Source organism: Brucella anthropi ATCC 49188 (assembly GCF_000017405.1).
Lineage (GTDB): Bacteria > Pseudomonadota > Alphaproteobacteria > Rhizobiales > Rhizobiaceae > Brucella > Brucella anthropi.
Map to the genome: position 1 here is coordinate 35,021 of NC_009669.1, position 12,765 is coordinate 47,785.

The window sequence follows — 12,765 nt, forward strand, 5'->3', positions numbered from 1 at the left end:
AAGATTGCGTCAGAGCCCTTTGCGGAAGCCGATAAGGGGTCTCCCGCTACGATGCCGATTGACCCGCTGATGGCGAGATACGGGTTGTCCTGCATGTGGCTGCGGCGCGAGGCGGAGATCGTCACGGACGTGACGAGGCGGATGGCGATGAGGTCGTAGAGCAGGCCGACTTCCTCTTCCAGCAGCGGATATCCCGCATGAAAGCCGCGGGCAATGGCGGCGGCCGTGCCGATCGGGTCGGCATGGTCTAGACCGGGATAGGCGGCGGAGATCGCCACTTCTGCGATGATCGGCGCATGCAGCGCGTCACCGTAGTCGATCAGGCCGCAAATCCGGGAGAGGTCGCTAGCATCGACCAGGACGTTCGAGTTGTTGCGTCATTGTGATAGAGGTGGCTTCTCTATTCGGCGAGCTAAAGTCAAGCGCTTCGATATTTCACAATCTCCGCATTTCAAAGTCTTTCGCAGGTTCTTGCTTCTCTCCGGAATCGGCGCGTTGGCCCTTCCACTATGGGGTTAGAAGAATGAGGTATCCAATCTCGGTATCGTCCTGATCACCATATGCGACCGGCACTGCCACCTCTACGAACTTACCTCATCCATCGTCCTGCGAAGGACATCTCTCCACGGCGATGTGGATATTTATACAGCTACTGTTCACGCAGCAGCGGGTAAGCCATTCCTAGTCCAGCAAAACTCGGTTCCGTCGCTCCACATGCGGTGCATTATGACAGCCAGTCGCCTGGCAAGTGCGACAATTGCCTTTTGCTTTCCTGCTCGTTTGGCAATCTTCATTGCCCAAGCCTTTAACCACGACCATTTCTTGACAAGCGTCAGGAGGGTCTGAGCCGCTTCGTATAATAAGGAACGCATCATTGCATCACCACAGCAGGAGATCCGACCAATTCGTTTACTCTCACCCGATTCATTCAGCTTTGGCGTTAATCCGAGGATTGGCCCAACTGCCTTAGAGTTTTTAAATCGTTGCGGAATATCAATCGTGCTCACAAAGGCCAGAGAGACAATAGGGCCAACGCCGGGAACAGTCATCAACAGTCGGCAGATTTCATCCCGGGAGGTCAACTCGAGCACTTTCTTGTGCAGCTTTTTAAATTCATCGCGTAGTTTGGTCCGGGCTGACAGCAGAACGTCCATGATTTCCGCAAGCTCTGGAAAGCCAGTGACCAGTTCGCAGACCCGTTCTTCAAACGTGATCTTACCGGCCAGGCCAACCTTTAAACCAAAATTCCGCAGTAGGCCTCGAATGTCATTCTCTATGGCAATGGCTTTTTCTTGAAGCAGTTGACGTGCCGTGAGCAAGGCGCGACGCTTCTGGCTCGTCAATGTCTTCACATGTACAGGCTTGTACAGATTTACGCGCATCATCTGGGCAATGCCGCGAGCATCGTTACGATCAGTTTTGTTCGGCTGTGCCTTCAGAAACGCCTTGGTGTGACGAGTCTCGATGCAAATCGTTGGCACGCCTGCTTTTGCCAGAGTCTCAAACAGCCATTGCGATAAGGGGCCAGCTTCAAGTCCGACACGTTCAATATGCCACCTGGGATCTTTCAGAACTACTATCAGGTCATCAGGATGTGACGATACTTTTACCTCACGGCAAATCTTACCGGCTTCATCGATAATGCAAACGGCGGTCTCTTTTACCGATACGTCAAGTCCAGTATAATGTTTCATGCTGCGCTTCCTTTCCGATGCTTGAGGCTGTTGCAAAACATGACCTCGTTTTACCATCAACAGAAGCGCAGCACCCTTCTACAATCCGCAATCGTTAAAGGCGGGGCTCAAGCCGAATACCCCATCTCGGTTTGTCTGAACAGCTTCGGGCGTTTCGCTAAGTGGATTTCCGCCTCGATTATGCCGCCACCATCATTGGTGTCAGCGCGTTGAAGTAGGCCTGATCCGGCGTCCGCCGGTCAAGGGATGAATGTGGGCGTCTGGTGTTGTAGAAGTTCAGATATCGGCCGATGCCAGCGCGTGCCTCGGACACAGTCTTGTAGGCATGGAGGTAGACTTCCTCGTATTTGATCGAACGCCAGAGCCGCTCGACGAAGACATTGTCTCGCCACGCACCCTTGCCATCCATCGAGATGGCGATCTGTGACCTCTTCAGCACGGCGGTGAAGTCGATGGAGGTGAACTGCGATCCCTGGTCGGTATTGAAGATTTCCGGCCTGCCATGACGGGCAAGTGCCTCCTCCACCGCCTCGATGCAGAAGGCTGCTTCCATCGTGATCGACAACCGCCATGACAAGACCTTCCGGCTGAACCAGTCCACGACGGCGCACAGATAGACAAATCCCCGCGCCATGGGGAGTGGAGTAAGAAGCGCGGGTGCGCTTCTCCTCCCCGAACCGTACATGCACCTTTCAGCGCATACGGCTCTCCGTTCAAGCTTGGCCCATGGCCATAGCAACGTCATGATAGTGCGACGTGACGGTACTGCGGTCTTCAAGCCGGAAGATGTATGGGTTTCCCTCCGGATTGCGCCACCGGAATTGCGCCTTGGGGCTTGAGACAAGCCGTTGCAGTGCTTTCCCGACAGGGTCACCGCGTTCACTGCGGCCATACACGAACCAGGTTTTCGCTTTGCCCGGTTCCGGGACCCTTACCCATTTCCGCATCAAGGGTTTGATGCGCGATCGGTACTTGTGTCCCAGCCAATGCGCCATTTTCCAGAACACGACATGGTCGATGCGCCGGAAGACGTACGCCGTGAAGTCAGTGAACTTGTAGAACGCCGCCCATCCCACCAATTGGCGGTTCAGGCCGGCGATCATGTCGACCGTACTGACACTATGATTGCCGGAAAGGGTTTCGGTGAGCTTGCGAACAAACCCCTTGGCCTTTTCCTTGGGTATCGTCGTGACGATGGACATCCGTCCATGCGCCCCACGCTTGCGGATGATCCGGTGCCCCAGAAAGACGAAGCCGTCATTGACGTGTGTGACATGAGTTTTCTCCATGTTCAGCGTCAACTTCAACTCACCTTCCAGAAACGCCCGGCATTCCTCACGGATTTCCTCTGCCTGAGCCTTGGTTCCTTTTACGATCACGACGAAGTCGTCAGCGTATCGGCAATAGGCAACAGCCGGTTTCCATTGCCGGTTCTCGCGAACCGTAATGGGGCGGCCCTGCTTGATGCCGAAGTTCCATGCCCAGCGGTCCTTGCGGGCCTTGTTGCTCAGGTATTTCGCCTCCAGCCACATATCAAACTCGTGGAGCATGATGTTGGACAGGAGCGGTGACAGAACGCCACCTTGCGGAACGCCCTCGCTTGAGGCTGTGAACAGGCCACGGTCGATGTGGCCTGCCTTCAGGAAACGATAGAGAAGATCGACGAACCGTCCATCCTGCACCCGTCGCCGCACGCATCTCAGAAGTAGCCGATGATGGACCGTGTCGAAGTAGCTGGCCAGATCACCTTCGATGATCCAGCGGCCCCTCGTCGTGTCGGCACCATCCTGAAGCTGTATCCTCACGGTGCGGACGGCATGATGCACGCTCCGTTCCGGCCGGAAGCCATAGGATAAACGATGGAAATCGCTCTCCCAGATTGGCTCCATGGCCATCAGTATGGCGCGTTGAACGATTCGATCCGTCAGGGTCGGAATACCCAGTGGTCGTCGCTTGCCGTTCGATTTCGGGATATAGATGCGCTTGACCGGCTGGGGGCGGTAGCTCTCCTCCAGCAGACTTGTCCGCAGGTCCTCAAGATGCTGATCCAGTTTGACCTGCAGTCGTTGCTTATCCATTCCGTCGATACCCGGCGTTCGTGCGCCACTTGACGCAAGAACCATCCGAGCGGCCTCGGCAAGCCATTCCCGATTGGCAATCAGCCGAAGAAGCCGATCAAACCGCCGGTTTGGATCGCTCTCGGCCCATGTTGCAAGCTTGTGCTGCATTTCGCTGATTATCAAAGGTCTTCACCTCGCTTGGTCAGGTAGTTTGCATTTCAAGCAGTTTGAACTGTTCCCCTTCGCCATGTGGCAGGCTTTCCCTGCCGCAGACTACTACGGGAACTCCGCCAACATGATGGACATCAGGGTCAACTCCCTTGCGACGCAATACTTCGTTGTCATTCCATCATGCCTTCCCTCGTTCATATGCTGGACGTCTGCGTATTGGTGAGGCTGCCGGTCGCAGTCTTTTCCCTTGCGTTCCGCAAGTCGATGCCGATATCATGGTCTGGCTGCATTCTCCCCATGATCCCATACGACCAACCTACATATACGACCGTATTCGGATGCCGCCGACTTATGTGTCCGGCAGCGTCATCAGCATTCCGCCTGTTAAGCCGTGTAGGCGAAGGCGACCTTTCAGCCCTCAGATGCGGGTTAACCGGTTCGTGTTCCTCAACCTTCCAATACTTCAGCCTCGGGAACCATCTCGGCGTAACGGCTTCGCCTCAATCCCCTTTACCTGCGGGCTACGTCACCCTGCCAGTTGACGGCAGGTCACCGCCGCTTGGGCTCATGTCCCCTCGCAGCAGGGGACAGGCAAACACTCACATCCTCCTTTCTCTTTTGCATTCCAGTCATATGCCTCCCCGACTGGGGCGAGGCGCACTGTAGGTCAGGTCCATTGCCCAGACCTGATTGGGCCGGGTGACTGCCAGCTTTCGTAGGAGGTAGGGATAAATTTTGTGCCCTGGCGCTGGTTTCGAGGTGTTCGGGCGGCGGTAGATCGCCTCGATGCCCATCTTCTTCATCAGCGTGGCGACGTGTCGCCGCCCGGTCTCCAGACCTTCTCCTCTCAAGAGCCCTTGCAACATCCGACTTCCGGCAAAGGGGTAGTCGAGATGCAATTCGTCAATTCGGCGCATAAGGGCCAGATCGCCGTCAGACACCGGACGAGGCAGATAGTAGACGCTGCCACGGCTGAAGCCGAGAAGCTTCGCCTGGCGCACGACGGATAGCTTGTGCTCGCGGTCGATCATTTCTTTCCGCCCAGCAATCCCGCCTTGCCGAGCGCACCGGATAAAAAATCGTTCTCCAGTGTCAGTTCGCCGATTTTCGCGTGCAGCGTTTTGACATCGATGGTCGGACCCGACGGCTCCGCTTTCGTTTCATCGCCGAACACACCTGTCGCCCCCTCAAGGAGCTGGTCTTTCCATTGCTTGATCTGGTTGGCGTGCACATCGAACTGCTGGGACAACTCCACCAGCGTCTGCTCACCTCGGATGGCGGCAAGTGCCACCTTCGCCTTGAAAGCCGGGCTATGGTTCCGGCGCGGTCGTCTCGTCATGGTCTCTCCTGTTCCCGGCATCTAAGCCGAAGTCAGGCAGAAACTCCACTTATCCCCGCTGTGCAGATTTCCCGAGCCAGCTCTTTGCGCCGCGCGTGATGGTGACAGACAAGCTGCGTTCTTATTCCGCCGCAAAGCGAGAGATCATGCTGGGGATCGAACACCGTTCGCACAAAGGGCTCAACAACCTCGCAGAAAATTCTCACCTTCCCGTTCGACGACGAGAGCGACGCATGATGCGGTTCAAGTCGGCAGGTCAATGCCAACGTTTCGTCTCAACCCACGGCCAAATTGCCAATCTTTTCCAACTTCATCGAAAACACCTGAATGCCGCTGATCATCGCCCACTCCGCGCCCTCGCCAGCGCCACCTGGCGTGAGATCGCGTTGCCGATCCAAGCCTGAAATTCAGGACAAAGAAATGATTGCGTCCTACGTCAGGTTAAGGCGACGCCACCCAGCAACTCCAGCGGAGGGAAGGAGTGGCTCGGCAAGATCTCGAAGCGCGGCAACAAGCAGTTACGAACGCTACTGATTGTCGGAGCGACGTCGATCCTGAAACAGGCTCGCAGAGGTTCTAAGCTGCCCGGTTGGGTGGTGTCATTAATGGCACGTCGCCCCTACAAAGTGGCAGCCGTGGCGCTCGCCAACAAGATGGCGCGCACAATATGGGCGCTTCTCGTCAAGGGCGGCACATACCAAGCGCCGGCGATGGCAAAGGCATAGAAACAGAATTCCCGGCGTTACTGAGTCGGGATAAAGTGGCAAGGTACGAAGCGTGATGAACCCGAGGGGCGATACCTCGATGTCGATCAGACCGTCTGACTCAATGCGCCTTCGAGCGCGAGAAAGTGATTAGGCGATCGACATCGCGGATCTCATCGTGGCCAGCGGTCAGTGACCGCGCTGACAGGCCGGACATATGACTGCACCGTCCGACGGAGATTCATGCTGCCAACACCTTGCTAACCGGGCCGTTCCACATATGAGTCAGAGCCCTTTTTGGACGCCGATAAGGGGTCCCGTTTAAACGCCGATTGACATACTGTTGAGAACGGGGCAGAGTGTTGAGCCTCAACCAGTTTGGCGAGCGCCAGCGCGAATGTCTCTTCGCGAAAATGCCAGATTGCCATCTGCTGTAGCTGGCGGCGCGTGATGCCGGGACAGGCATGCGCCATCTTCGAGAAGCCAAGATTTGTGGCTTCGGCGATCAGCGCCGCATAAAACACCCGCAGATCGGAAGGTGACCGACCGGTCTGGAGGTGCTCGAACAAGGAACTGAAGCCCGTCATCCGGTCGATATCGGCCACAAGGTCCGTCAACCGTATGGGAGGCATGGTTGTTGCCACCCGCCTTGCGAACGCGATTGCGGCTTCGGTTTCCGAAGTTCTGACCGCTGGGACCCGCAATCCTTTTGCGCCGATGCGAGTATCGCCCCGACTATTTTCCAGGCGACCTGCCGCCTCCTGCAGATGCGCCAACTACTTCAAATCATGCGTATATGATCCCGAGTAAAGTGGACGCGCTCTAGTGCGCGAAATTCCATCACGCCAAATAACTACGTGTGTTAATCTAATCACACAACCTATAATTTAATAAAGCATTAGTTTCAGCTAATTGATTAAATTGAAAAAAAAGAATACAAAGATGAGATACTTACCTAACAGGCGCGGGAAGTTTTAAATGAAAAAACTATGGTTGGCCAGCACGGCAATTATCAGTGCAAGCCTTTTCACGTCTGCAGCTTGGTCCGCACCATGTGCATCAAATTCCAATGGCACTTTCACATCCAATAACGCTACCAATAATGGCGGGTGTTCGATTGCCTCGGTCGCAGCAACTATCGGAGACAATTCCATCTGGAACACGGGCTTTCTCCTGTACAGCCAGAACATCAACCGCACAATGACTATCGAGAACGATCTCACGACGACATTGAAGGGAAGCACGGGAATTTCTGTCTATGGCACTGCGCCGACGGCATTCTCCACATTCGACGCGAGCGGCAGGACCATTAACCTGACCATCGAGAACCTGACGGCCAACGCATCTTTGCCGATAGGCGACAATATCGCAAAGGCGGGTGTCGGCGTCAGCCATGGCGGAACCATGACGATAGGCAGTCTCAATCTTACGATGCTTAATCTGCCAAACGGGAACGACGGAAGCACGTTCGGCCTCGGCCAAAGGTTTGAACATTATGGCATTGTCGTTGGATCAACTGTAAATGCTGCGGAAACGTTGGCGTTCAACGGTTATCAGTCGAAAGCGATTTTCGACAATATGAACATTAAGATGCAGTCGACCAATAATGGATGGAATGTGTATCCTCTCCTAGCCGGCATAAGGGTTATTCAGGGCGCTGGAGGGAATTCCGGAAACGGGTCGGCTGGTTATGTCGAAGTCAAGAATGATCTGGCGATCGACATCAATGCGACATCCAATGACGCCATCGGAATTTATATTTCAGGTTCGGAGCATAACGGCGTTGTGCCAGAAGTTCACCTGAACAACAGCAATATCAAAATCAAAAGCACGTCCTCACGCGCCAATGCTATCCGGCTGGGCAAGACTGCGAGCATCGGTACCGGAGAAGGCAGGCTTTTTTCAACCGGCCATATGGAAATCGATACTCTTCAAGCGGCTAATGATGCAGCTATCGACATAATATGGCAAGGGGCTGTTTTGGATGCAAATGCTGATACATCCAGCACGACCATCAGCGCCGGCCGTGAGGCTATTACGATCAGTGGTAATGCTAGCCAAGCAACGGCTCAGACCGTGACGTCGTTCAACGATCTGGTTGCCACAACGGCCTCCACGACAGCGAACCTGATCAATGTGGCCAATAATCAAAACGATTACCGTCTCAACATACGTGGGGTAAACAGCGACCTAAAGGCCGCATCAGCTGGCTGGCTTTTGAATGTCAATGGCACCGTACAGTCTCCCAGTGCTGTTACATTCAATGTCTCCGATGGTAAAATCACCGGCTTGGTCAATAAAGCGGCACCTTCCACTCTTGAAATCACCGTACAAGATGGCGCTCAGTGGATAATGCAGGAGAAAGGTGGTGCAACGCCATCAACCACGGCAACATTCACGCAGTTGAATATTGCCAATGCTGCAATTCTGGATGCGACAGCAGGAGCGGGCGCACTGTCAGACTTCGTTCTACAGGGCAATGTATTGGCGGAAACAGCTGGTGAAATTCGTCTTTATGACGGCACGGCTGGTGATCGCCTGACAATAAACGGCTCTTATACCGGCAATGGTGGTTTGATTACATTCGATACGGCCCTTGGTGACGACAGTTCGACAACCGACATGCTTGTCATCACGGGTGACACTGCTGGCACGACAAATGTCGCTGTGACCAACGCCGGCGGCGAAGGTGCGCAGACGGTTGAAGGCATCAAGATTATTGAAGTTGGTGGCGCATCCAATGGTACATTCTCGCTGCAAGGCGATTATGTGCATGAAGGTGAAAATGCTGTTGTTGCTGGTGCCTATGCCTACAAGCTTTATCAGGGTGGTGTTGCCAGCCCGGCCGATGGTGACTGGTATCTGCGTTCACAGATCAAACCGGTTGATCCCGTTGATCCCGTTGATCCCGTTGATCCCGTTGATCCTGTCGATCCAACCAATCCTGTTGATCCAACTGATCCTGTTACGCTTCCTAGCGAACCACTCTATCAAGCAGGCGTTCCAACCTATGAGAGCTATGCACAATCGCTGCTTGGCTTGAATGGCGTCCCCACCTTGCAGCAGCGTGTCGGCAATCGCTTCTGGGCAAGCAATGGCAATCGAGTGATTGCACAAGGTGCCGATCCGGTGGGAACGCCCTATGCCGCACCTGAGGAAGCAGGAGTGGCAATCGAGGGCAATGGTGTCTGGGGTCGTATCGAAGGCGCGCATAACAGCATTGAGCCACGCTTCTCCACCTCTTCCACCGAATATGATCAGAACATCTTCAAGCTGCAGGCGGGTCTTGATGGCATGCTGGCAGAAATCGAAAGCGGTAAGCTGATCGGTGGCGTCACCGTGCATTATGCCCATGGCAAGACCAAGACGAAATCCGTGCATGGTGATGGTGAAATCTCCACCGACGGCTATGGCTTTGGCGGAACTCTGACATGGTATGGCGAAAACGGCTTCTACCTTGATGGTCAGGCACAACTGACATGGTACAGAAGCGATCTCAACTCAACACTTGCTAATAGCACCCTTGTCGATGGCAATGACGGCTTTGGCTATGCGTTGTCCATTGAAGGTGGCAAGCGCATTGCGATCGATCAGGCATGGTCGCTCACGCCACAGGCGCAGCTTTTCTATTCTAGCGTTGATTTCGATGACTTCGCCGATACATTCGGCTCACAGGTCAGCCTTGACCGTGGTGACAGTCTTCAAGGTCGTCTTGGTCTGACGCTTGATCATGAAAGCTCATGGCAGAATGCCAATGGCAAACTTGATCGTGCACATGTCTATGGCATTGCCAATCTCTATTACGAGTTCCTGGAAGGCACGAAGGTCGATGTTGCGGGCACAAGCTTTGCCAGCCGCAATGATCGTCTGTGGGGCGGGCTTGGAATTGGCGGTTCCTACAACTGGAACGACGACAAATATTCGATCTATGGCGAAGGTCTCGTCAACACCAGCCTCAACAATTTTGGTGACAGCTACTCCCTCAAGGGACAGGCTGGATTCCGAGTTAAGTGGTAACAGCCTAAAAAAGCCCGCCACGTCAATGACGGGGCGGGCTTAATGAAAATCATTCAGGGTGGAGACGTCGACTTTCGTCGCTCGTAATCTTCCCGCGCCTGCATGGTTGCCGTAAGGGCCGCTACTGCATTCGATATTCCGACCATGCTATCCTGAATGCGGTCCAATCTTGTCAGCGCATCATTCTGGAATTTGGCAGCGGTGGCGTCTGCCGTGGCCTGCTTTGTCTCAACAATCGTAAGGCGATCATTGACCTTGGTAGATTGGTCAATCGCTGTCGTTGCCGTCTTCTCAATGCGATCAATGCGCGACACTTGAAACGCAATAGCATTCTGACTTGCCGTATCCTGCTTTTCAAAGCGACTGTCCAGCCAGTTTAGACCGAAATAAACAACCAGGCTGGCCAGAGGTAACGCCATCGCCATCGAAACACGAGCGACAGCCCGGAGAATGACACTGTCTGCAATCTTCTGAATGCGCTCGCCTGTCATGGTATTATCCTCCATCATCTCATTCCCCCGCCAAGCCATCATAAAAATCAGCGGCATTGCCAAGTTGTTTGAATAGGGCTTTGAGCAGCTTTCGCCTGTGTTTATCAAGCGGTCATTTCGGTCGTGTAGTCACGCCATAATGCAAATGCATCGGTACGTGCATGGCGGTAGGAGATAGCAGTGAGATTATAGCGGCGAGGACGGAAGATGGTGTTGATTTGATCGTGTGCTGACAAGAAGCGTTGGGCTTGACGAGGCGATTTGAACCGCCCCATGATTTTCTCCCGTTTTCGGCTCAGGCGGTGCGAATTTTCAATTCTGTTGTTCAGGCCTTTATGAGCACGATGATCGGCATCTGGCGCGATTTTTTGTACTGGCTTGGTATAGCTGCGCAGCTTATCCGTCACAACGACACGTGGTTGACCGTATTGCCGGATCAGTCTGGTGAAAAAACGCTTGGCAGCCTTTGTGTTACGGCGTGTTTGAACCAGAATATCAAGAACATCGCCATCTGCGTCAATGGCCCGCCAAAGCCAATACTTCTTTCCCCCAATCGTGATGACGACCTCATCAATGTGCCATTTGTCGTTTGGCTTTGGTCGATCCCTGCGGATACAGTCCGCAAAATGACGACCAAAGCGATTAATCCAGAGACGAATGGTTTCCCGGCTGAAAATGACGCCGCGCTCGGCAAGCAGGTCTTCCACATCGGCCGTGCTCAGCGCAAACCTGTAATAGGCCCATACTGCATAAGCGACAATCTCACGCGGAAAACGAAATCCCTTCAACCGGGGAAAAGAACTCGGTAATTTCATGCCTCATCGATACCGGAAACAACTAGATCAAACAACTTGGCAGTGCCTTGCGGGAGCCTCCGGACCAAGTAACTGGTTTTTCCAGTTATACAGTGTCGGTCTGCATACGCCGAGCTTTTCGGCCAAAGCCTGTGCACTTTCTTGCCGATTATAAAGTGGGGGTGCGGAGTAAAAGCCCGCGCTGGCATTGGCCATAGCGGCGCCGAGCGCCCGGATGAAAATCTCGGACCTGCGACAGCACCTCCCTTCATTGCTTTCGGCAGCAGAAAGGCTGCAGCTCTGCTATCAATAGTTTCGTGACGCCGGGCGTTATCCGGTACAGGTTCTGCCTAGGGTCTCGATCAATCTCTGGCAGGCCATCAGTTCGTCCAGCTCGATGAATTCATTTGCCTTGTGTGCACGGTCGATGTCACCTGGGCCGCAGATGATGGCGTCGATGCCCGCGCCCTGAAACAGCCCTGCCTCGGTTCCAAAGCTCACAGCGGCGCGCGATGGCTTGCCGGTGGCCTGTTCCAGAAGGGCAACCAGCGAGGTGTCTTGGGAAAGGAACAGTGCGGGATAAGCACTCAGCGGTGTCCACTCTATATCGATGCCGCTGTCCGCAAGCGCTTCCACCTCGTCGCGAACCGCCTGCAACAGCTCTTCCGGTCGAACTCCAGATATGGCGCGGGCCTCAATTTCGACCGTGCAAAGTTCGGGGATGATATTAAGCGCCTGTCCCCCTCCCACCCTGCCGATCTGCAAGGAGGAATAAGGGGGTGCAAAGGTCTCCTCGAAAGGGCCCTGCGTCAGGCGCTCCGCTTCTGCGACAGCCTTCGCCATAACCCTGGTCATGACGTGGATTGCATTCACACCAAGATCCGGGCGCGACGAATGACCGGAACGTCCCCTCACTGTCACCCGAGCAGCCGCCTTGCCCTTGTGCGCACGAACCGCCTGCAAGCCGCTGGGCTCGCCAATGATTGCGCCAACGGGCTTTGCACAGAGCTCCGGCAATCTCGATATCATATGAGGAACGCCACGGCACCCTGCCTCCTCGTCATATGAGAAGGCGATATGAATGGGGCGCTCCAATTTCAATGATTGAAGCATGGGGGTGCTTGCCAGGACCGCAGCAAGAAACCCCTTCATGTCCGTTGTACCGCGCCCATAAAGACGACCGGTCTCTTCTCTCAGGCAAAAGGGATCGGATAACCACTCCGCCTCACCGGCGGGAACCACATCCATGTGGCCCGAGAAAATGTAACCGGGCCGATCGGCCGGCCCGATGGTCGCAAAGAGATTAGACCTGTCGCCCTCCGGGCCGGGCAGGACCGAGGCCGTGATGCCGTGACTTTCCAGATAGCGGGAAATCCAGTCGACTATGTCGCCATTGCCTGTTCCGACGACCGACGGAAAGCCGATCAACTGGTCAAGTATCTCAACAGCGTTCATTTGGGTTTTCCAACTCCAGGAGACCGTCCGGATTGCAGGC

At 54.6% G+C, this 12,765-nt stretch carries 6 protein-coding genes and 7 pseudogenes; 3 read left to right on the top strand and 10 right to left on the bottom strand.

Translation table 11 applies throughout. The features are described 5' to 3' along the window. Positions 1–65: 65 nt before the first annotated feature. The 5 genes and pseudogenes from OANT_RS25940 to OANT_RS25945 form a co-directional block, all read right to left on the bottom strand. Positions 66–400 (bottom strand): annotated as a pseudogene (locus tag OANT_RS25940) (phosphotransferase); the annotation flags it as partial. Positions 401–656: 256 nt separating this feature from the next. Continuing rightward, positions 657–1,694, bottom strand: coding sequence for an IS110 family RNA-guided transposase (locus OANT_RS23180; protein ID WP_011982904.1), 1,038 nt, complete (start codon positions 1,692–1,694; stop codon positions 657–659). Positions 1,695–1,872: 178 nt separating this feature from the next. After that, positions 1,873–2,343 (bottom strand): annotated as a pseudogene (locus OANT_RS23185) (IS3 family transposase); the annotation flags it as partial. Between the two features lie 64 nt (positions 2,344–2,407). Next, positions 2,408–3,937 (bottom strand): group II intron reverse transcriptase/maturase, encoded by a 1,530-nt coding sequence (ltrA, locus tag OANT_RS23190; protein WP_010661544.1) that lies wholly within the window; start codon positions 3,935–3,937, stop codon positions 2,408–2,410. Positions 3,938–4,587: 650 nt separating this feature from the next. Continuing rightward, positions 4,588–5,264, bottom strand: a pseudogene (locus OANT_RS25945) (IS3 family transposase); the annotation flags it as partial. Positions 5,265–5,338: 74 nt separating this feature from the next. Here OANT_RS25945 and OANT_RS25950 point away from each other — a divergent pair. Together OANT_RS25950 and OANT_RS25955 are read left to right on the top strand one after the other, a co-directional pair. Beyond that, a pseudogene (locus tag OANT_RS25950) lies at positions 5,339–5,668 on the top strand (DDE-type integrase/transposase/recombinase); the annotation flags it as partial. 45 nt (positions 5,669–5,713) lie between these two features. Then, positions 5,714–5,989 (top strand): annotated as a pseudogene (locus tag OANT_RS25955) (transposase); the annotation flags it as partial. 323 nt (positions 5,990–6,312) lie between these two features. Here OANT_RS25955 and OANT_RS25960 read toward each other — a convergent pair. Beyond that, positions 6,313–6,735 (bottom strand): annotated as a pseudogene (locus OANT_RS25960) (Tn3 family transposase); the annotation flags it as partial. 211 nt (positions 6,736–6,946) lie between these two features. Between OANT_RS25960 and OANT_RS27370 the strand changes: the two are divergent. Further along, positions 6,947–9,985 carry an autotransporter family protein gene (locus tag OANT_RS27370; protein ID WP_011982901.1) on the top strand — a complete coding sequence of 1,013 codons (3,039 nt, stop codon included), beginning with the start codon at positions 6,947–6,949 and terminating at the stop codon, positions 9,983–9,985. Positions 9,986–10,038: 53 nt separating this feature from the next. On the opposite strand, the gene OANT_RS23215 is transcribed toward OANT_RS27370, so the two are convergent. The 4 genes and pseudogenes from OANT_RS23215 to argE all read right to left on the bottom strand — a co-directional run bounded on the left by OANT_RS23215 (position 10,039) and on the right by argE (position 12,725). After that, positions 10,039–10,494: a hypothetical protein gene (locus OANT_RS23215; RefSeq protein WP_147284756.1), complete on the bottom strand. Its 456-nt coding sequence runs from the start codon at positions 10,492–10,494 to the stop codon at positions 10,039–10,041. An 86-nt stretch (positions 10,495–10,580) separates the two neighbouring features. Continuing rightward, positions 10,581–11,291, bottom strand: a complete 711-nt coding sequence (locus OANT_RS23220) for an IS6 family transposase (protein ID WP_011982899.1) — start codon at positions 11,289–11,291, stop codon at positions 10,581–10,583. Between the two features lie 48 nt (positions 11,292–11,339). Continuing rightward, positions 11,340–11,447: pseudogene (locus OANT_RS27455) on the bottom strand (helix-turn-helix domain-containing protein); the annotation flags it as partial. 153 nt (positions 11,448–11,600) lie between these two features. Then, positions 11,601–12,725 (bottom strand): acetylornithine deacetylase, encoded by a 1,125-nt coding sequence (argE, locus tag OANT_RS23225; RefSeq protein WP_011982898.1) that lies wholly within the window; start codon positions 12,723–12,725, stop codon positions 11,601–11,603. Between the last annotated feature and the right edge of the window lie 40 nt (positions 12,726–12,765).